This is a genomic window from Pseudovibrio sp. W74 (assembly GCF_001623085.1).
GTDB lineage: Bacteria > Pseudomonadota > Alphaproteobacteria > Rhizobiales > Stappiaceae > Pseudovibrio.
Genome location: NZ_LMCJ01000023.1, coordinates 19,708 through 40,539 on the forward strand (window position 1 = coordinate 19,708; position 20,832 = coordinate 40,539).

Consider the following 20,832-nt stretch of genomic DNA (forward strand, 5'->3'; position numbering starts at 1 on the left):
CAGGATGCACTGGCTCCTTGCACACCTCAAGGTTGCCTGCGCCTCTTAAAGACGGTGATCGACGACTTTCATGGAAAGGATGCGACTGTTATTGGGTGCTCCAACATTGTTGGGAAACCTATGGCGGAGCTTTTGCTTCAGCAAGGCTGTAGCGTCACCTCAGTTCACCACCTTAGCCACGATATCGAAGGTAAAGTTCGCGCTGCAGACATTATCGTGGCCGCAGCAGGGGCTCCGCATTTGGTGAAAGCCAATTGCCGTAGTGATTGACGTTGGTGTTAATCGCCTGCGTGATTTAGGTAACGGAAAATCTGGTATCGTTGGTGATGTGGATTTCGATGCCGTTAGTGAAGTCGCAAGCGCTATCACTCCTGTTCCTGGAGGCGTCGGGCCTTTAACAATCTCCTATTTGCTGGTCAACACTGTCCGAGCTTTTGCTCAACTAATCGGAGCCAATGAACATCAGCTTTGATGTATCACACCGCACACTTGGGCGAATTTCGCTAAAGTGTGCGGTTGACCATGTGCAGACATGCACGCTACACAACGAATTACTCAGCCAGCGCGACTTCTCAACTACAGATCAATTTTTTCAGCTTGGAAGCAATGCTTTGGCTTACATCACTGGCGGTGAGAAACGTAGTGATAGGCATGACATGCCGCCGTCTAGTTTTGCTGCTTCGGAGTTGCCAATCTTGCGGATGTTGTAGCCTTCTTTTACCAGAAGTTCTTCGGTTTTCGGGAAGCCATCTGGCATCAGTACAAGATCGTTAAATCGAATGGAGTTTGCGCAGGCTTCTTCACCTTCTGCGGTGTGCAGGACACGATAACCTTCAAAACAACCAGATGCATCCAAACGCTTCGTGGAAAGGATGGTTTCCTCATCAAGTAAGGAACAATCGGTTTTGAAGTGGAGAACACCCTCTGGAGTTTGTAACTCACGAACCTTGTAGTTCCACGGGGCGACCATTTCGCGCAGTTCTTCGATCCCTGCCGTGTCGGTTCGTGCAGATGTGCCGATGAGAATTTCACGTTCGGTAGTGAGGATGTCCCCACCATCAATAAACCCTTCGCCTTGAATAGTGAGCACTGTATCATACAGTTTTTCAAGGTTTGGGATCATAGCTGCAGCTTCTCCTAGACGGCTTGAAGCACCGGGGCGCATTGCAATAGCAACCTCTGGCAGGCAAAGCGCAGCATCTTCAACAAAGACAGAATCAGGAAATTCTTCCATTGCATCAAGCGTGATGATTGTCGCTCCGGTGGATTCTAATGCGGCCACATAGTCATCGTGATGCTTGAGGAAAACTTCATGATCAGGTGCGCCAACATCCACCGCACGAAGGCCCTGTGTGATGGACTGACCCGGTGTGCGAGTGATCGCGTGGGTGAATGTGTAAGAACGCTTAGTCAAGATTTTCTCCCTGTTTTGCGCCAATTTCAGACTGAATCAATATTAGTATTGACACCTAGTTTATGCGCATGCATAAATTTATTCAATCGTATAAATTGGGAGAGGCGCATTGCCGGGCCGCGATAAACAACCATCACCAGTCATTGAAGTGAATGATCTGCATAAATCCTTTGGGCAGCTCGAAGTCCTGCGGGGAATTGATCTCATCGCTCGACCTGGTGAAGTGATTTCGCTGATTGGGGGGAGTGGCTCAGGTAAATCGACTACTCTTCGTTGCCTCAACCTACTTGAGACACCAAGCAGTGCTGGTCTACTCAAGTTGCTTGGCGAAGAAGTCCACTTAAAATTTGACAAACAAGGAAACCCAGAAGTTTCCGATAGACGCCAGCTGCGCCGGTTACGCAGTCGCTTAGGGATGGTGTTTCAGAGCTTTAATCTGTGGCCGCATATGACACTTGAGCAAAATGTAATGGAAGCTCAGGTGCAGGTGCTGGGACGGCCCAAAAATGAAGCACGCGAAATTGCACATCACTTACTTGAGCGTGTTGGCCTCACTGAACGCCGTGAGATGTATCCCGCGTATCTGTCAGGTGGTCAGCAACAACGCGGCGCTATCGCACGTGCGTTGGCCGTCGATCCGGAGGTCATGCTCTTTGATGAACCAACATCCGCTCTTGATCCTGAGCTGGTGGGTGAAGTTTTGACTGTAATGCAAGGCCTCGCTGAGGAAGGCCGAACCATGATCATCGTCACGCACGAAATGAAGTTTGCTGCAGAAGTTGCCGATAAAGTGATTTTCCTCAATCAGGGGCAAATTGAAGAACAGGGAACACCTGAAGAGATCTTTCAGGCCCCAAAGTCCGAGCGTTTAAAGCAGTTTATTCAATCTATCAATTAATACTGGGAGGAAAAATGAAAATCAAATCTACTCTATTCGCGCTTGCTGTTGCTGGGTATGCAACAGCGGCAGCTGCAGAGCCTGTTCGCGTTGGCATCGCAACAGAGGCTTACCCGCCATTCTCCACGCCGGATGCAACCGGGAACTACACCGGTTGGGAGATTGATATCATCAATGCAGTTTGTGAAGAGGCCAAACTGGATTGTAAAATCGTTGCATCCGCGTGGGATAGTATCATTCCATCTTTAACTGCTGAATCCATTGATATTATTGGCGCATCTTTGAGCATCAATGAAGAACGCCTTAAGGTCATTGATTTCTCCAATAAGTATTATCAGACCGGCGCATCTATCGCGATTGGTAAAGGCAGTGGTGTTACTCCAACTCCCGAGGGGGTTTCAGGCAAAATCATGGGTGTACAGTCTGGGTCTATCCACCAAGCATACGCTTTAAAACATTTCCCAGATGCCAAGATCCGTGAATATCAAACTCAGGACGAAGCTAATCAAGACCTTTTTGCAGGTCGGATTGATGGCACCTTGGCCGATGTTTTAGTTCTCGACGAGTTCCTGAAATCGTCTGAAGGTGAGATCTGCTGTAACGACGCTGGCTTGGTTGCAGCTGACGTTTCCATTCATGGCCAGGGAGTTGGTTTTGGTCTTCGCAAAGGCAATGACGAGCTGAAATCTCAGCTCAATGATGCCATTGATGCAATCCGCGCAAATGGCACCTACGATAAAATCACTGCCAACTACTTCAACTTCAATATCTTCGGCGAATAAGTATCGGATTGCCAGTAGAGGGGCCTCCCTCTGCTGGCTTGGGAGAACTGTATGGCAACTAACTATCGGGAAATGAGTGCTGCCGAACTGCTCTCTTTGGAACCTCCGGGTTGGGGGGGAGCTTTGTTGGATGGACTCGTCGTATCTTTGCAAGTTGCCTTGCTTGGGTATGCGATTGGTATCGTGATCGGTCTTGGGGGTGCAACACTGAAGCGGTCCGGTGGTCCAGTCGCTCGGGATCTCATGTCCGTTTACACTACCTTTGTTCGTGCCATCCCTGAGTTGGTCTTAATCTTGTTGGCCTACTTCGCACTACCTGAATTGCTCAACAATGTGCTCTCAGTCGCTGGGTTTGGCAGGATCGAAATCAACGGTTTTGCTGCAGGTGTGCTTGTTATAGGGTTTGTTCAAGGCGCTTATGCAACCGAGGTTTTTCGTGGTGCCATAGCCTCTGTACCGGTTGGGCACATCGAAGCTGCGCACAGCTTTGGTATGCATCCGCTACGCATATTCCACCGAATTACAATTCCTGAAATGCTTCCTGCTGCTATTCCGGGCCTCTCAAATTTATGGCTGATCGCAACCAAAGATACTGCATTGCTAGCGGTTGTTGGTTTTACAGAATTGACCTTGGCAGCGCGTCAGGCATCCGGTGCAACAAAGCATTACTTCCTGTTCCTGCTCGCTGCTGGAGGGTTGTACCTGATGGTGACATTGGTCTCCACACAGCTTTTTAAATGGTTGGAAAATCGAGTGAGCCGGGGAACGCGTTATGCCTGAGCAAACTCTTATGAAGCCCCATCGCTTGATTATGGTTCTCCTCGCTGCAGTGCTTGTGTTGACCTTCGCATTTATGATGGATTGGGCTTGGCTGCCTAAATACAGTTCTGAGATTCTAGATGCACTTTGGATCACCATTGCGTTGCTGGTGAGCTCGATCGTTGCTGGTTTTTTGCTTGCGGTGCCGATTGGGCTTGTGCAAGTCACTGGACCTCGCCTGCTGGCTTGGCTCGCGATGAGCTTTTGCACGCTGATCCGCGGAACGCCAATCTTGTTGCAGATGTGGGTTCTCTATTACGGTTTGGGATCTTTATTCCCCTACATGCCCGGATTACGACAAAGCTGGCTTTGGCCTTACTTGATTGAGGCGTGGCCTTATGCGTTTGTCGCTCTTACATTGTCGTTTGCAGGCTATGAAGGTGAAGTAATGCGAGGTGCTTTTAAGGGCGTTCCTCGCGGAGAGCTAGAAGCAGCGCATGCCATCGGAATGCATCCGTTTACAATTCTACGTCGCATTTGGTTGCCAAGGGCAGTTCAACGAGTACTACCAACCTTGGGTGGGGAACTTATATTGCAACTCAAAGCAACGCCGTTGGTTGCAACCATTGCTGTTGTTGACGTTTATGCGATGTTTGGGCGTATTCGCCAGGAGACGTTCATCATCTACGAACCTCTGTTGATGCTCGCGCTGATCTACCTAATACTTGCCGGCGGTATTGCATTCGCATTCCGGCTTCTAGAAAACAAGCTTCCTGCAAGAGGGTGATAATGGAAAATATGCTCAAACACGGATGACCACAACTAAATTCACCAAAGAAAAGTTGAGATTTAAGGAACTGGTGCCACGCCTCTTTACTAGGATAAGTTGAAAACAAGAGATCATTTTGATATCTTTGAACTTATTGCGGTTTCACATGAGCCAAGTTTTCATCAAGGCTTAGTCAGTCATGATAGATACGTCTGATGGGTGCACAGCCTGGTAATAAATTTAACTTTACGGCCACTTGTCTGTTTCGCATGAATACAAGTTGCTGGTTTTTACTCTTGGGTATGCTTACAGAAATGCAGGACAAATCTGGAAAAATCCGTCAGGAAAATACAGATACGAGGCGAGCTGATCTTATCGCCGCAACTTTGCGTGTTATTGCCCGTGGAGGTGTTCAGTCGGCCACCGTGCGAGAAATAGCAAGAGAAGCAAACGTCACCCAAGGGCTTATCAGGTACTATTTTGCAAAGAAAGACGAGCTCATTGCAGCTGCCTATGAAGCCTACATGGGCAATCTGGTCCACATTGCAGATGAAGCATCTCGCGGTGAAGAGACTGCCGCTGAGCGAATGTCCAACTTTATCAAGGTCTCTTTGGAAGAGCCAGTTACAAGTCATGACTCGATTGCCATATGGGCTGGCTTCTTCGAAACCTTACTTCACAACAAGGACATGACAGAGAGTCACGAACGAAGCTACAACCTGCTTCGCTTACACCTGAAAAAATTGATTTCTGATGTTTTGTTTGAAGCAGGCAGGATAGTGAGTGAACAAGAACTCAGACGCCTTAGCATAGCTGGAAATGCGATCCTGGACGGCCTGTGGCTGGAAGGCGGCGCTTTACCTCACGTTTTTGAAGAGGGTGAGCTGGAGCAAGTCGGCCTGGAGTGCTTCAGCTCATTATTGCGGATCGACCTACTGGGGACCAGAAATTAGGCTCCTAAAAGTGAAACAAGTGCGCTGGTGAACAAACCGATTACCCTCGCGCATGTTTAAGATCAAACTTAACGACGTTCCTCAGGCCTCAGGAGACGTAGCATTGTAGATCGGAGATTTGAATTTGCTAGAGGCCGTATGTGGCGCATATATAGCGTTAGTGGCCAACTAAATAATTACAGATCGCTCTTAAGAACTGCTGTAGAATTTTCGGACATACCTATCTCAACCTCATCTAAAAGTACGCTAATGTCCGTTTTTGGCCTTTCTGCCGTGCTCAGTTCTGAACCAACTCGCATTTGCAGCATGGTGTCAGAATTTGAAGGCGGACGGTCGCTGTGTTCAGGCGCTATTTGCCAGATCATCTGGTGGGATAGTCAGGGCGCGTTCAAAAGCTTTGAGCGAGGGCCTCTTAAATGCTCAGCAACTAAGCAAGGCTAAGTCTATATTTCTGCAATCCAACTCTCGTTACTTCTTGAAGGGATCGAGTGGCGCATACCGGTGAAGACATGGGCGTTTTCAGCATCCAGATAGAACAATAGCCGCAGTGATTTAATCTTACTATCTCTTACCTTTATGCATAGTATACTGTATAAAACAGTAGCTCAAGGATCTGGGTATCATCTTGGGATGACTTAGCTGAATTGAAAGCCGTCAACAAGCTTCTAGCGGAATAAGTGAAGGTCGAGCAATTCCAGCACTAACACCAACTTCTTGGGGCCAACCGGCTGGTTCGGTTCCAAGCCAGAGAGCCTCGATAAGCTCCACCTCAATCTTGCTGAAGATATAGCGATTGCTGAAGCCTTTGAACAGCAGTGCGGTCCGGTACCTTCAGTAGACTGGTTATTTCATTTCGCAACTGATCGCAGCTATTAACATTTGCACCTGTTTTATAATCGTTGTCTTGCTAACATGCTGGCCTAAAACAACCATCCGCCAGTACAACGGTGATGGGATCATATCCATTGCGAGTTCAATATCAATCTTCCCTGGGAGTTCTCCGCGTTTAATCGCACGATCAAGTAACTCTTCACCTTTACCTCTGCGGAAAGTTGATAGTTCCTCGACAATTGGGAGTAACTCACCCGCGCGAGACCGTTCTGCGACCAGATCCGCAAAAATCAGACGGACCTTCTTATGTCTCAACGCTCGGCGCATCATCAAAAGATAAGCTGTAAGATCGGCTTCTAAAGAACCATGATCTGTAATGTCTGTCAGTACGAAGCTGGCAGCTTTAATCGCGTCAGAGGCAAAGCTGAGTTTAGAAGGCCATCTTCTATAGATAGCTGCTTTGCCACATCCTGCTCTTGCTGCGACACGCTCAAGACTGATCGACGAGTACCCGCATTGGGCCCACTCCTCAAAAAGCGACTTGAATAATGTCTCTGTGATGTCAGTGCGCATCACGGCTGCACCAGTTGGCTTACGTTTAAGTCCATCACTTTTTTGGACAGTACTCTTGAGTTCCATCGAAACACTCCTTATAGGTACGATACAGTATCGTTCCATTCTAAAAGAGCACAGAGTTATGTCAAATACTTCTGACTTATTCCCGAGCCTTTCTTCCTTACTGCGTAGTGCACTGGGTGAGGCAATCTCTCCAGAAGCAGAAACATTTCTCGATATGATGTCAGCGGATGTTTTATTCGAGTTCCCTTTTGCTCCAGCAGGAGGAATTGATGCACTGCAAGGCAAACAAGCGCTTGCAGATTACTTACCGAAGGTCTCACAGTTATTGACAATTGAAAGCATGTCACTTGAACGCACGCTTCTCTCAAGAGATTGCACATATGCGGTGATTGAGTTTAGCTGCAAAGGCTTCGGTAAAGCGACAGGTAAGCGGTACGATCAAGACTACGTCTCAGTGATCGATATCAAAGATGGTTTCATCACCCGATACAAAGACTATTGGAACCCTCTTGCCGTTATCGAGGCCATCGGAAACGGTGAACAATTAAGTACAACGCTTAAAGGAGATACCGATGACTGATAGGATCCTGGTTATAGGCGGCACAGGTAAAACTGGCCGATATGTCGCAGAAAGCCTTAAGGCGAAGAAGGTTACATTTCGCATAGGCACTCGAAATCCGCGAGAGACAAATCATGTTTCGTTCGACTGGATGAACCCCACAGCTTCTGCACCAGCTTTCGAGGGCGTACGCGCCGCATATGTCGTTGCTCCGACCAACACGAGTGACCACGAAAAGGTTGTGCCACCAATCCTGGAGACCGCTCTTAAAGCAGGTGTACAACGTTTCGTTCTACTCAGCGCCTCATCACTTGAACGTGGTGGGCCGATGATGGGGCAGGTCCATGATTGGTTGGCTCTCAACGCCAGAGAATGGACAGTTTTGCGACCAACATGGTTTATGCAGAATTTTTCGGAGCAACAGCATCTCCCTACTATCCGTGAAGAGAGTGCAATTTACTCTGCGACTGGTGAAGGACGTGTTGGTTTTATCGATACCGCAGACATCGCTGAGTGTGCCGTTGCTGCTCTCTTATCGGAGCAAAGTGCAAACTCAGACTTTATCCTGACAGGCCCTGAGGCATTGAGTTACAGCGATGTAGCTGCACAGCTCAGTAAAGTGCTTGCTCGTAAGATCGACCATGTTCAATTAACTTTGGAACAACTTATAGAGCACCTCAAGAGAGGCGGGCTGCCACAAGAATACGCTGAGATCCTCGCTGGAATGGATATTAATATATCTCAAGGCTCAGAAAACAGAGTAACCAGTTGCGTTAAGGATTTGACAGGGCGAGCCCCACAAAGCATGCAAGCCTTTATTCTACGAGAAAAGCAGGTCTGGTAAGCCACATACATCAGAAAGTAGTTGCCCATCAAACCTACTGCCGACAAACTCTGCAGAGCGAAAAAATCTAATAAGAAAACCCTGAAGTCACACAAAGTGCGCTCTAAGTCATGTTTTCCAACCGAGCCTTAGAATGCGTTTGTATACTGCCCTCCATTTACATGAACTCCGATGCTGGCGGATTTGAGTGGCAGGTGCTATGACTTTGTTTCTCATTTGATTGTTAGTGATTGACCATTATAGCCAATTGGCAAATGCTTAAGCCCCTTTGAAGGAAGTATGCATGTCCGCATATAGCAAAATTATGCCGCTTACGGATCAAACCCGCAGAGGGCAAATTGTTCGAGGACTGCGAGATCTCATCATAAGTGCTCAACTTCCTCCCGGTACGCGTCTTACAGAAACCGAATTGGCGACACAGTTAGGGGTCAGTCGAGCACCTTTGCGGGAAGCAATTCGGGAACTGGTAGATATTGGCCTGTTACAAAGCGTTCCTTACAAGGGATTATTTGTCAGAACAGTGACTCCAAAAGACCTCGAAGAGCTTTATTCACTGCGTACAGCGCTTGAGAAATTTGCCTTCGAGCAAAGCTGGGATAAGCGCAGTGCAGCAACATGCGATGATTTAAAAGCACGGCATTCAGCATTAATTTCAGCAATTGAAGCAAACGATCCGCTACTGGCTATTGAGCAGGAGCTAAAATTGCACAGTTGGTGTTATGAGTTGAGTGGCCATGAGCTGTTACAGGCAGAGTGGGCCAGACTATTACCCAACCTCCAATTCTATTTCACCTTGCATCAAAAAGCTCATAGTCGAAGCGGCCCTTCCAGAGGGAGCCATGATGCCTACGTAAAGCTCGCGTGTGGTGATGACCTTGATATGCTTTTGAAGCATCTGGATGACCACATGCAACAAGGGTTGCAGAAAACGCTCAATTTCATTGCCCAGTACAAAGAGACAGTGGCTTAAAGACCTGGATAAAACAGGCCCGGAACCAAAGTGCCGAGCCTGGGATTTGTTACTGGCGTACGATGTACACGGAACACTTAGCGTGTCTTACTACCCGCGCAGAGTTCGGTCCAAGCAGGTAGTCCTGGAAGTTTGGCTTATGTGCGCCGAGCACGATCAAACCACACTCTGTTGTCTCAGCAGTCTTCAGTATTTGCTCATATGCAACACCGGTTCCGATGATTTTCCTAACAACAAGATCGGGCTCCGCTCCCAGTTTCTTCTCAACCAAGGCATCGAGGAGCCTTTTGGCTTCATCGATGGCTTCCCGGTGATGCTCCGCTGAGAAAAAACTCCCTACAAAACTAGTTCCATAGTCAGGCAGGACACTTAAAATATCCAGATGCGCATCACAGGTTCTGGCTTGGATGATAGCATCTTCCAAAACGTGCTCTTCTATCTGTGGTTGATTGACGTCAATAGCGCAAAGAATCCGGCGTGTCATGCGCACACCTCCTGCCGATAGGTTTCACGCTCTCGTCTGCTTTGCATAAAGGCAATACCCGCGAGCAAAAGGAGCGCTGGAAAATATATGAGTTCTTTCGGGAGTTGGTCGGCCTGAGCTTTAACACTGCTGATCACCACAGGGGTATCTCCGTAAAAGTCAAAGGTGCTCAAGTCATTGTAGAAAGGCGTCCCCACGAAAGGTTCCTCCAGCAGCACTTTGTCACTTTCGTTAACCGTCATCAGACCGAGTGCTTCTAAACGGCCGCCCCCCAATCCTGCCGTTGCGCTAACTGGCTCGGCTTCTGCAATTAGGGTGTACTTCTTTTCCTTTAGTGTATCGAAGTCGGGTCCACTGATGACAAGGCGTAGTTTTTCGCCTTCCTTCAACCCAGCCATCACTTCAGAAAGCTGTTGCGGTGCATAATCTTCAAAGGGAGGATCAATCCGGTCCATGAAGAAACCCGGCCGGAACAACGCAAAGGCGATCAACACAAGTGCGATGCTTTCGTAAAACCGACTGCGAGTAATGAACCACCCCATAGTCCCGGCGGTAAACACCAGCATCCCGATAGCCGCGACAATGAAGACTACAATACCTTCAAAAAGGCCCACATCAATCAGCAGCAAATCCGTGTTAAAAATGAACACAAACGGGAGAGCAACAGTCCGCAAACTATAGAAAAATGCGGTAAAGCCCGTCTTGATCGCATCGCCTCCGGAAACCGCAGCAGCAGCAAAAGAAGCAAGACCAACCGGCGGTGTCACATCCGCCATAATGCCGAAGTAAAAGACAAACAGATGGACTGCAATGAGCGGCACAATCAGGCCAGATTGCGCGCCGAGCTCCACCACAACACCAGCAAGAAGTGATGATACCACGATATAGTTTGCGGTTGTCGGTAAGCCCATTCCAAGAAACAGAGATAAAAAACCCACAAGCAGAAGCATGGCGATCAGATTGCCTCCGGAGAGGAACTCAACCAGATCAGCGATAACCTGGCCAACTCCGGTCAGTGTAACTGTTCCGACGATCACACCTGCTGTGGCGGTAGCAAGACCGATACCTGTCATATTACGAGCGCCATCATTAAGGCCCGCAATCAGGTCTTTAACGCCCGAGAACAACTCCTGGCTCAGACTAGACTGACCACGAAAGAATGCTTTCAACGGTCTCTGCGTCAACAGGATCACAAAGAGCAGCACGGTTGACCAGAAGGCGGAGAACCCCGGAGACTTTTGCTCGACCATCAAGAAGTAGACGAGTACGATAATGGGGAGCAAGTAATAGAGGCCGGTCTGATAAATCTCACTGACAACCGGTAGCTCAACATTCTGAGAATGCGGGTCATCCGGTTCAAGATCCTTATGTCGAGCTGCCACCCACACTAAGGCAATGTAAGCTGCAACCATCATCAGCGCCAAAATCCAGCTGGCCTGTTCAGGAACCAGCGAACTGATGAATGCAACCGGGTACTTCACCGCATAGCAAATTGCGGCAAATCCGCCGAAAAACAAGAACATGCCCATTATTGTGCTGAGAAGGGAAACAGCACGATTGCCGAGTGTTGGCATGTTCTGCTTTACCGCCTCAAGATGCACGATATACACCAATGCGATATAAGAGATTGCTGCTGGCAGGAAAGCATGTGTGATTACTTGCACATACGGAATACCCACATACTCAACCATAAGGAATGCAGCGGCCCCCATAACTGGTGGCATGATCTGGCCATTCACCGATGAGGCAACTTCTACCGCTCCGGCCTTCTCAGATGTAAACCCAACACGTTTCATGAGAGGAATTGTAAAAGTGCCTGTCGTCACAACATTTGCAATTGAGGAACCAGAGATCAGGCCGGTAGCAGCCGATCCCAAAACAGCGGCTTTTGCAGGTCCCCCTTTCAGGTGACCAAGTGCGCCAAAGGCAAGTTTGATGAAATAATTGCCTGCCCTTGCTTTTTCCAGCAAAGCGCCAAACAAGACGAACAGAAAGACGAACTTGGTTGAAACGCCCAAAGCCAGCCCGAAAACTCCTTCTGAAGTAATCCATAAATGGCTCATAGCTTTCGTCAGGGAGGCTCCCTTCCAGCGAATAACTTCCGGAACCCATTCGGAGGAACCAAAGAAGATATAAGTGAGGAATACACTGGCGATCACTGCCAGCGCAGGACCTAAAGCACGGCGCGCTGCCTCGAAGACAAAAAACAGACCAGCCAATGCGACCCATTTATCTGTTTCATCGGCAATGCCGCCAGCGCGTACGATTTTCTCGTAAAAAACCAGTCCATAAAGCGCGGTAAACGTTCCGGCTATTGCAAACACCCAATCCTGTACAGGAATATAGTTGCGAGGACTCGATGCGACCGCAGGATAGACCATGAAAGCAAGGAACATTGCAAACGCCAGGTGTATCTGACGAGAGTTATTGATCAGGTCCCCCGGCAGCAAATGGTTCACAACCGGTGAAGCAAGCACCACCTGAAATAACGACCAGAGAACTGCAATAATACTGATGAAAAGTGCCAGTGACCCCGTTGGGTTGCGTGAGCCCGAATCTGAGGATGCGACAAGATCCTGCAGTTCCCTTTCCGTGTACTCAGTTGCTTCTATTGTATCCCGTATCATTACCCTCTCCCAATGCGAAATGATGCCCCAGCTGACTATCTCTATTCATAGTCAGCTGACTTTTGTGCAAGTTCTTCAGAGCGTTGCTGAGCTGCTCTGATTGTTTTGGACATCAAATCTCCAAGACCCGTATTTGCGCGCTCTAAAGCTTTTTGTCCTGCGTAGGTTGTTCCATTGGGAGACGTAACCTGCTCCCTCAGAGCGGAAGCTTCTTCACCGCTTTCCAGCATTAGGTGTCCAGCACCTGCGACGGTGTTTCTTGCAAGCTTCTCAGCAATCTTAGTCGGCAGGCCAGCGTCAATACCTGCTTGTGTCATCGCTTCCGTCATCGCAAAAATATAGGCTGGCCCAGAACCGGAAAGTCCGGTGACTGCGTGCATTTGCTGTTCATTTTCAAGCAGAACTGTTGCGCCTACAGCTGCCATCAGGTTCTGTGCCAGCGCCAACTGAAAGTCGTTGACCTGTTCATTTGCGACAATTCCAGAAATACCACGAGAGATCGCAGCAGGCGTATTTGGCATGGCCCGGATGATCGGTGTTTTCTCGCCTAGCATCTTCTCAAGTGAAGAGAAAAGCGTGCCAGCAGCAATCGAAAGGAAAATAGTGGACCCGTTGCCGAATAGCCTGCATTTAGGCACTGCGGTTTCCATGATCTGCGGCTTGGTTGCAAGAATAACAATGTCCGGCTTTGCCTCTGGCTGAGCGTTCAACTGAAGACCTTGACTGACCAAACCGGAAAGCCATTGTGAGGGATATGGCTCATATACAGTTGTAAGGTCTGGGCGTAGCCCGTTGCTAAGCCAACCTTTCAAAAGTGCAGAGCCCATTTTGCCGCAACCAATCAGCAGCACGCTCAGGCTATTTAATTGCATGATGTCGCTCCCCTATATTTTCTTGGTCGGAGCCTGCCGCACCAGGCAACCATTGAATTGTTTGAATCAATCCTTGCTGCAAATGCTCTTCCAGATGCAAAATCATAGCGTCAAGGTCCTTTCCACACGCCAGCTCGACATAGCGTTCATGAGCATCTTCGAAAGGGCCTGCACGATTGTGCGCGCGCTGGTGCAAGAGGAAGTAATACTGCAGGCTTGGCTTGAGACGTTCCCAGCATTGAATGAGCAGCGCATTTTCAGAGAGCTGGTAGCACCAGTTGTGCAACTCAAATTCAAACGCAATCGCGGTGTCAGGCTCCTCGCCGGAAGAGATTTCCTGCAGTAAACGCTTATGCAAACGATATAAATCTGCTCGGGATTGAGAGGTCCTTTTCTCCCAGCATTGCTTGAAAGCACTGACCTCCAGAGTCCTGCGTAAGGTATAGATTTCTTCCAGATCTTTACGGCTTACCGAGCGAACAAAAATACCTTTGTAAGGTAATGATATTAGTAGCCTTGCATCCACCAGATCCCGGATCGCTTCGCGCAAAGGCCCCCGGCTGATGCCCAGGGCATCAGACAGGTTTGCTTCGGTCAAGCGCTGATCTGGTTCAAAAACACCATCGACGATCATCTGCTTAATCAGTGTTACAGCCTGATCTCGCAGAGTGTTGCTTTTGATGGGCTGCAGGCCTGCGAGTTTCAGCATGTCATGCTGCGATGTTGCGTCGGATGAGCTCTTTGTAAAGCCTCTGAATTTTCTGCGTTAGCGGGCCCGCGCCTTCGTGCTCACCATTAGTCTTGCCATCGATGGACGCCACAGGTGTTTGTGCCCCAAACGTACCTGTCAGGAAAGCTTCATCCGCACCGTACGCTTCATAGAGGGAGTAATTCTTTTCATAAACGGGAATGTCATTTTCCCGGCATACATCAATAACTTTCTGGCGCGTCACGCCATTCATGCAGTAATCACCGGTTGATGTCCAAACTTCGCCTCGACGTACAATAAAGAAGTTACAAGCATTTGTAGTGTTTACGAAGCCATGCGGATCAAGCATCAGCGCTTCGTCTGCTCCTGCCTGCTCGGCCTGCAAACAGGCAATCACACAGTTCAGCTTTGAATGGCTGTTGTACTTAGCATCTTGGCTCATTGGCAGCCCGCGTACCTGAGGGACTGTTGCCAGACGAATGCCCTGTTTTTGTAAGCTGTTAACAGGCCTGGAGTGTTCTGCAATGATTACAACAGTTGGACCATATCGAGACAATGATGGATGCTGAAACGGTTTTGCTTTCCGGCCACGCGTAATCATCAGGCGGCAATGAGCATCCGTTGTCATTCCATTGGCAGCAGCCGTTGCATTCATCGCCGCAAGGATTTCGTCTTTGGTCATTCCAATATCAAGAGATATCGACTTACAGCTGTTGAACAAACGGTCCATATGCTCGTCAAAAAACACCCACTTGCCGTCATAGAGGCGCATGCCTTCCCACATGCCATCGCCCAGCATGAAGCCTGAGTCATATACAGACACCTTGGCTTCATCCTTATGGACGATCTCTCCATTTACGTAGATTTTGATATCCTGATTGCGCAGGTCTTCTTCTGCATCATGAGTAGAGTGGCTGGTTTGGTTTTCGTTCATTTTACTAAACTTTGCTGAGGACATGCACAAACTGTAAATGGACACCCCTCTGATACTGGATGTCCATTCTTATCGTTTGTTTGAATAGGTTTATTTGATTAGGCCAGCTTCTTTGTAGTAACGCAGCGCGCCTGGATGCATTGGGGCAGTAAGACCCTGTGACACCATCTTTTCTTTCTCAAGAACAGCAAAGGATGGATGCATCTTCTTGAAGGTTTCGAAGTTCTCAAAAACTGCCTTCACCATCTGGTAAACGGTGGCTTCAGGAATTTTTGCGGAGGTTACGAAAGTCGCGGCCAGACCGTAGGTTGGCACTTCGTTTTCAACGCCGCGGTACAATCCACCTGGGATAGCAACGCTGCCATAATAGCTTTTGCTCGCGACCAGTTTGTCGACATTTTCGCCTGTGACCGGGATGAGGTTGATGTCACAAGTGGTTGCGGCTTCCAGAACGTTAGCCACCGGGTTTCCTGCAACCATCAAAAACGCATCAATGTTGCCATCGCAAAGTGCAGCAGACTGCTCAGCAGACTTAAGCTCAGTGACAAGACCAAAGTCATCCTTTGACCAGCCAAGTGCATCAACAAGAACGTCAGCTGTTGCCCGGGTGCCAGAACCTGGGTTACCCAAATTTACAGTTTTGTCCTTCAAGTCTTCCAGCTGTTCAATGCCAGTGTCTTTGCGGGCTGCAACGATAACAGTATCTGGATAAAGTGAAAAAATGGAACGCAGATCTTTGTCCGGGCCGTTGTCTTCAAACACGCTGGAACCATTGTATGCATGATACTGCCAGTCTGATTGAACAGTACCCATCTCAAGTTCACCAGCACGAATGCTCTTCAGGTTGTATACAGAGCCGCCAGTGCTTTCTACAGAGCATTTAATGCCATGATCGCGACGCCCCTTGTTCACCAGTCGACAAATCCCACCACCCACAGCGTAATAAATGCCTGTGACGCCAGCAGTTCCTATTGTCAGGAATGTCTGCTCAGCGGCAGCTGCCATGTTAGGCAACGCGATTGCACCAGCAACTGTGAGTGCAGCAACACTCTTACGGAAACCTGTTTTTTTCATATCACTCCTCCAAGTTTTTCTTTCTTTGCTTGACGCAAAGACCTTCGCCTCGCTCCCCTTAGCGCCAGACTCCGACTGCTTCAAATTTTATGAATAGCAGCGCGTTTGCAGTGACGTATCATTAATTTGTCATATTGTCGACAATATATTTGACTACAACCATAACTCGAGCTAGTGGGAGTGTGTTTTCATGGGCAGCCCCAGCGATAAACATCCAGAAACTACAACTTGGTCCGGTGAACATGCGTCCCACAACAAGCCCTGCTCGACTTGCTTAAGCGCACGCACTTATGACGCTGAATCTATGATTTGGAGTAGGAATGATGCGCCCCGCATTCCAGAGCCTCTTTCGTTACATTTCCTTCCGTCGCCGCTGGTATCAGCAGGTTTCAGGAAGAACGTTGCAAGCAGATTTGCTTGCTGGCTTTACTGGTGCAGCGATCGTGCTACCTCAAGGCGTTGCATTTGCCATCATTGCTGGCCTGCCACCAGAATACGGTCTGTTTACGGCCATGATACCAGCGGTCATTGCAGCCTTTTTTGGCTCTTCCATGGTTATGGTCTCCGGCCCTGCTACAGCAATCTCTGCAGTACTTTTTACAACATTATCGATGCATGCAGAGGCTGGCACTGAGACCTATATTCGGATGGCTCTGGCCCTGACAATCCTGGTCGGCATAATTCAGCTCGCTGCAGGCATATTGAAGCTTGGCAGCTTAATAACATTTATCTCTCATTCTGTTCTGGTGGGCTTTACAGCAGCAGCTGCATTTCTGATTGCAGCGTCCCAACTTGCACCAGCGCTCGGTATCAGCGTTGAACGCGGCGGTGGTGTGTTTGAACGGTTATCCAGAGTGTTCGAGAGTATCGGGCAAACTCAAAGTCTTGCAGCGCTGCTGTCTCTGGCGACTTTTGCAATCGTCCTCGTCTGCAGTAAACTCAGTAAAAGCATTCCGAGCTATCTCATCGCATTGTTAGGTGGAACGGGTCTGGGCTGGCTTCTTGAAGTGCAGCAATCCGGGGTCGAAATGTTTGAACCTCTGGGGTCGGTCATTCCGGATTTTTATCTTCCAACACTCGCGTTGGATGAAATCGCCACCTTACTGCCTGGTGCGGCAACTATCGCTTTCGTCGCTCTTTTAGAAGCCATCTCAATTGGACGTGCTTTTGCCGTCAGGCGAGGCGACCATTATGATACGACACAGGAAATTATTGGCCAAAGCCTGTCTAATCTGATTGGTGGATTCTTTAAATGCTATGTTAGCTCAGGTTCATTCACCCGCTCTGCATTAAACGTGGAGTCAGGAGGGCGAACCCCGCTTGCTGCCATCTTCGCCACGGCCTTTCTTCTGATCTTACTGCTGTTTTTTGCCCCATATGCCAAACACATTCCGGTGCCGGTAATGGTAGGGATTATTATGTTTGTGGCCTGGCGACTGATTAATAAAACAGAAATCCATCACATCCTCACCACGAGCCGAAGTGAAACGCTGATTTTTAGCCTAACTTTCTTCACTGGAATTGCCAGCCAACTCGAGTTCTCGATTGTCGCAGGTGTTGTAACTTCTCTGTTTATCTTCCTTCGTAACAGCGCTACTCCTCATGTGTTCTCACAGGCGCCCGCACTTTATAATGAGCATCGCAGTTTTCGTAGTGCCCATCTTTATGATCTGGTCCAATGCCCTCAAATCGGCATCATTCGCATTGATGGCCCTTTCTTCTTCGGTTCTGTTGAGAACGTTGAAAAGAAAATTCATGAGATCGAACTTCAGGACGGTGAGCGCAAAATAACAATCCTCAACTTGCGCGGCGTTGGCAATATGGATCTGACAGGTGCTGATTATCTTTTGAAAGAAACCAACCGCATAAGAGCCCGTGGCGGAGACATTTACCTGATCACCACATACCAGCCTGTCATCCAGACACTCAAAAAGGCACATGTTCTGGAAAAACTTGGCATCAACAATCTACTCTTAAACAAGCGAGAGGCCATTGAGCGGGCCATGAACGAAGTTGAAGACACAGTCTGTGCTGGATGTTCGCATCGCATATTTGAGGAATGTAAGAAAAAAGAGATCAAGAAGGGGATTGATCACAGACTGCACCAACAAGAAATAACCGCCCTTAAAGGGAGTTCTCACATTAAGTTTGAAGTAAATTTTCGCGCTTAGCGCCGGCCTAAGACTTCAGCTCCAATCAGTTACAAGCACCTCTTCTTCTCCATCCAGATCGTTGCTCACGTTCCCAAGCTCAATTGCCGCTTCTTGTTGAGTTTGTACGAGGTGGAGGAAATATTGCTTAAACATGGTATCGAAGTCTCCTATGAAACTGTCCACTATTGGTGACGGATTGCAATTTTCTGACACTTGAATGGCAAACATCTCTATTGTTCACTCTAATTATCTGCATCTATCTGAGAGACTAAACTCACATTAACTGCGAATGAAAACACATTGTTTGCGAATAGATAATTAGGTTTTCCGTCAGTATTTTGCACAAACCCGTTGCTTTAGTATCCAGAAACCCATCTACTCTAGCTGAAAGCATACAATGATTTCCATACGGGGTAAGCAGACGAATTTTGTCAGCAGAATCAGTGCGAATCCTCAAGTAGTCAGGCCGCTTGGTAAACCTTCGCTTATTGAACGGCTAGAGCCCATTGTCGTGATCTCTGCCCGCCCTAGACACTACAGACGCATTTGACCGATCGTAGCCTGAAGCGAACCTCAACGTGTTCCAGTCAGCCAACAATGAACCGCGCAATGTTGGCATCACAATTGTCATTTGCGTAACTACCCCTGACCCAGCTTCGAATTTCATCGATTGACTGTACAGTTATGCTCGAGTGATTTTCAATCGCCTTAAATCGGCTTCCCCAGTCTTTATTTAGGGTATTGTAGGTGCATATAATGAATCTTGTAAATGTCGTTCAACACGGTCAAGTTTGAGATAATGATCTGTTGCTAAAAGGTATTTTGCGTCTTAGCGACATCTTTACGATTATCCATGTTGCAAACTTCAAGCAGATCGTAAAACGCAGACAATGATTGATCATCAAACTCATTGAATACATATTCATCCGTAACGATTGGTCCATCTAATCTGACACATCAACGTTTAGCACATAGAGGAAAGGCATTTTCCCCGCACCATTGAGCAGTGAATCAAGCGCTTTTTCGACTCGTCGGTCATCGGAGAAACGACTGAACGGGTTTCGCATTGTATCTCGGAAGAAGGGAGATTCTCCACCCTTCGAAAGGTAATCGTCGCCATAAGTCCAAGTAATCTTAGTTCCAGACAGCTCACCGCGACCAACGACTGTGCAATCGCACGTTCCGTATCCGAGATCTTTGTCAACTTTGATAAGGTGCACAGAGGCTATTTCTAACCGCTCAGCTACGCGGTCTGGACGAACTGCAACTTTCCAACCACCGAAATTTGCCACGCTGGGGTAGAGTTCCTGCTCAAATCCGATACGTTCCAGCATAAGAGAGCTGTACAAAGCAGTTGGGCGATATCCTTTATTGCTTAAAACAATCATTCGAAACTGGTCAGCAATAAACGCATCAAACACAACTTGTTTGGTGGCTTCTTCCGGTGCTATTTGTTCTAATAGTTCCCTCGATGCCTTGGCCTGATTGTCGTGCAGAGCTGTTAGAAGATGTGGCGGTGAATTGTGCCGTCGAAAATAGTCCAACCAGCCGGCGATCACTGTATCAAGTTGAGCGCCTTTTTTGGGTGACATCTCCAGCACCTGATAGAGTTTTCCTTCCTCGGCATTACATTCCAGAAGCGCTGTTTCGATATCCAACGCCGCAGCTGAGAAAGCGGTTAAAGACATTCGGCACAGAAGCCTTTGGAGAGAAAATGATGGCATTCACAACCTCAACGCTTACCCGAAAACAAGCAGGAGACGCACTTCAACCATAGCTGTCATCTCAGACCTCAGAAACCACAACTTTGCCTCATGTTCCTTAAAAATCCAGATAATCTGCTCATATAAAGATCTCTATATCTTTTGAGAACAGAACGATCATGTAGGCTGATTGAGACACCAGCCTACACTGAATCAGTATCAATCTAATACAGCCTTCACTGCTCTTACTGTTGCGGCAACGACTGTGTCTGCTTCTTCGTGTGTTAAGCAGAATGGGGGGGCGAAGCCGAGGATGTCGCCTTGGGGCATTGCGCGTGCGATGACTGCGTCCTGAGATAGCAAGGCTGCGGAGATTTGAGCCCCGATTTTGTCGGATGCCTCGAAGAAACTACGGTCGTCGCGGTCTTTGACAAACTCTACGGCGCAGAGTAATCCTTCGCCGCGCACATCTCCCACATTCGCATGATCCCCCAAAGCTTCCTTCATGGATTTGTTGAGATATGCACCAGTGGTACCGGCCTTCTCAACAAGGTTCAGATCGTCAAGCAATTTGAGGTTTGCGACACCGGCTGCGGCGCCAATGGGATGAGCTGAATACGTCCAGCCATGGCCTATTGGCCCATTTTCATCAGTACCCTGTTCAAGAACCTTCCAGACCTTGTCTGAGACAATAGAACCGGAGAGCGGTGCGTAGGCGGATGTCAGGCCTTTGGCAATGGTGATGATGTCGGCTTCCAATCCATAATGATCAGAACCAAACATGGATCCGAGGCGCCCAAAACCCGTCACCACTTCATCAGCAATCAGCAGAATATCGTGTTTTTTCAAAACGGCTTGAATGGCCGCCCAATAACCAGCTGGTGGTGGGACGATCCCGCCGGTTCCCAGTACCGGCTC

The 20,832-nt window shown here is 48.4% G+C and carries 19 protein-coding genes and 1 pseudogene; 10 read left to right on the plus strand and 10 right to left on the minus strand.

The features are described 5' to 3' along the window. Positions 1-54 precede the first annotated feature (54 nt). A pseudogene (locus tag PsW74_RS30225) lies at positions 55-472 on the plus strand (hypothetical protein). 144 nt (positions 473-616) lie between these two features. Here PsW74_RS30225 and PsW74_RS17390 read toward each other — a convergent pair. Beyond that, positions 617-1,414, minus strand: a complete 798-nt coding sequence (locus tag PsW74_RS17390) for a dimethylarginine dimethylaminohydrolase (RefSeq protein ID WP_063289807.1) — start codon at positions 1,412-1,414, stop codon at positions 617-619. Between the two features lie 109 nt (positions 1,415-1,523). On the opposite strand from PsW74_RS17390, the gene PsW74_RS17395 reads away from it, so the two are divergent. The 5 genes from PsW74_RS17395 to PsW74_RS17415 all read left to right on the plus strand — a co-directional run bounded on the left by PsW74_RS17395 (position 1,524) and on the right by PsW74_RS17415 (position 5,575). Continuing rightward, on the plus strand, positions 1,524-2,312 hold the full coding sequence (locus tag PsW74_RS17395) for an ATP-binding cassette domain-containing protein (protein ID WP_063289806.1): 789 nt from the start codon (positions 1,524-1,526) through the stop codon (positions 2,310-2,312). 2 nt (positions 2,313-2,314) lie between these two features. Further along, the gene (locus tag PsW74_RS17400) at positions 2,315-3,094 is read left to right on the plus strand and encodes a transporter substrate-binding domain-containing protein (protein WP_193775984.1); all 780 of its coding nucleotides are present in this window, start codon (positions 2,315-2,317) and stop codon (positions 3,092-3,094) included. Between the two features lie 51 nt (positions 3,095-3,145). Beyond that, the gene (locus PsW74_RS17405) at positions 3,146-3,874 is read left to right on the plus strand and encodes an ABC transporter permease (protein ID WP_063289804.1); all 729 of its coding nucleotides are present in this window, start codon (positions 3,146-3,148) and stop codon (positions 3,872-3,874) included. Beyond that, a complete protein-coding gene (locus PsW74_RS17410) occupies positions 3,867-4,640 on the plus strand; it encodes an ABC transporter permease subunit (protein WP_063289803.1) in 774 nt (257 codons plus the stop codon). Before PsW74_RS17405 ends, PsW74_RS17410 begins: the two co-directional genes overlap by 8 nt. A 197-nt stretch (positions 4,641-4,837) precedes the next feature. Continuing rightward, positions 4,838-5,575, plus strand: coding sequence for a TetR family transcriptional regulator (locus PsW74_RS17415; RefSeq protein WP_063289802.1), 738 nt, complete (start codon positions 4,838-4,840; stop codon positions 5,573-5,575). Positions 5,576-6,418: 843 nt separating this feature from the next. On the opposite strand, the gene PsW74_RS17425 is transcribed toward PsW74_RS17415, so the two are convergent. After that, positions 6,419-7,045, minus strand: a complete 627-nt coding sequence (locus tag PsW74_RS17425) for a TetR/AcrR family transcriptional regulator (RefSeq protein ID WP_063289800.1) — start codon at positions 7,043-7,045, stop codon at positions 6,419-6,421. Positions 7,046-7,103: 58 nt separating this feature from the next. Between PsW74_RS17425 and PsW74_RS17430 the strand changes: the two genes are divergently transcribed. From PsW74_RS17430 to PsW74_RS17440, 3 genes are all read left to right on the plus strand, one after another. Next, complete coding sequence (locus tag PsW74_RS17430) at positions 7,104-7,565, plus strand: nuclear transport factor 2 family protein (protein WP_063289799.1); 462 nt, start codon at positions 7,104-7,106, stop codon at positions 7,563-7,565. Further along, a complete protein-coding gene (locus PsW74_RS17435) occupies positions 7,558-8,388 on the plus strand; it encodes an ergot alkaloid biosynthesis protein (protein WP_063289798.1) in 831 nt (276 codons plus the stop codon). Before PsW74_RS17430 ends, PsW74_RS17435 begins: the two co-directional genes overlap by 8 nt. A 283-nt stretch (positions 8,389-8,671) precedes the next feature. Next, positions 8,672-9,358, plus strand: coding sequence for a GntR family transcriptional regulator (locus PsW74_RS17440; RefSeq protein WP_063289797.1), 687 nt, complete (start codon positions 8,672-8,674; stop codon positions 9,356-9,358). Between the two features lie 49 nt (positions 9,359-9,407). Here PsW74_RS17440 and PsW74_RS17445 read toward each other — a convergent pair whose 3' ends face one another. The 6 genes from PsW74_RS17445 to PsW74_RS17470 form a co-directional block, all read right to left on the minus strand. After that, a complete protein-coding gene (locus PsW74_RS17445; protein ID WP_063289796.1) occupies positions 9,408-9,842 on the minus strand; it encodes a universal stress protein in 435 nt (144 codons plus the stop codon). After that, positions 9,839-12,469 carry a TRAP transporter permease gene (locus PsW74_RS17450; protein ID WP_063289795.1) on the minus strand — a complete coding sequence of 877 codons (2,631 nt, stop codon included), beginning with the start codon at positions 12,467-12,469 and terminating at the stop codon, positions 9,839-9,841. The genes PsW74_RS17445 and PsW74_RS17450 overlap by 4 nt, the downstream gene beginning before the upstream one ends. Positions 12,470-12,510: 41 nt before the next feature. Continuing rightward, positions 12,511-13,341 carry a pyrroline-5-carboxylate reductase gene (proC, locus tag PsW74_RS17455; protein ID WP_063289794.1) on the minus strand — a complete coding sequence of 277 codons (831 nt, stop codon included), beginning with the start codon at positions 13,339-13,341 and terminating at the stop codon, positions 12,511-12,513. After that, positions 13,328-14,050, minus strand: coding sequence for a GntR family transcriptional regulator (locus PsW74_RS17460; RefSeq protein WP_063289793.1), 723 nt, complete (start codon positions 14,048-14,050; stop codon positions 13,328-13,330). Before PsW74_RS17460 ends, proC begins: the two co-directional genes overlap by 14 nt. A gap of 1 nt (position 14,051) precedes the next feature. Next, positions 14,052-14,984 carry an aminotransferase class IV gene (locus PsW74_RS17465; RefSeq protein WP_063289792.1) on the minus strand — a complete coding sequence of 311 codons (933 nt, stop codon included), beginning with the start codon at positions 14,982-14,984 and terminating at the stop codon, positions 14,052-14,054. Between the two features lie 90 nt (positions 14,985-15,074). Then, positions 15,075-16,058, minus strand: a complete 984-nt coding sequence (locus PsW74_RS17470) for a TAXI family TRAP transporter solute-binding subunit (RefSeq protein WP_063289791.1) — start codon at positions 16,056-16,058, stop codon at positions 15,075-15,077. 320 nt (positions 16,059-16,378) lie between these two features. Between PsW74_RS17470 and PsW74_RS17475 the strand changes: the two genes are divergently transcribed. After that, positions 16,379-18,229 (plus strand): SulP family inorganic anion transporter, encoded by a 1,851-nt coding sequence (locus tag PsW74_RS17475; protein ID WP_208988042.1) that lies wholly within the window; start codon positions 16,379-16,381, stop codon positions 18,227-18,229. Positions 18,230-19,155: 926 nt separating this feature from the next. Here the strand turns inward: PsW74_RS17475 and PsW74_RS17485 are convergent. Then, entirely contained in the window at positions 19,156-19,935 is a 780-nt protein-coding gene (locus PsW74_RS17485; protein ID WP_153041753.1) for a hypothetical protein, read from the minus strand. A gap of 198 nt (positions 19,936-20,133) precedes the next feature. Next, on the minus strand, positions 20,134-20,832 hold a 699-nt coding region (locus PsW74_RS29820; RefSeq protein WP_244277871.1), incomplete at its 5' end, for an aminotransferase class III-fold pyridoxal phosphate-dependent enzyme.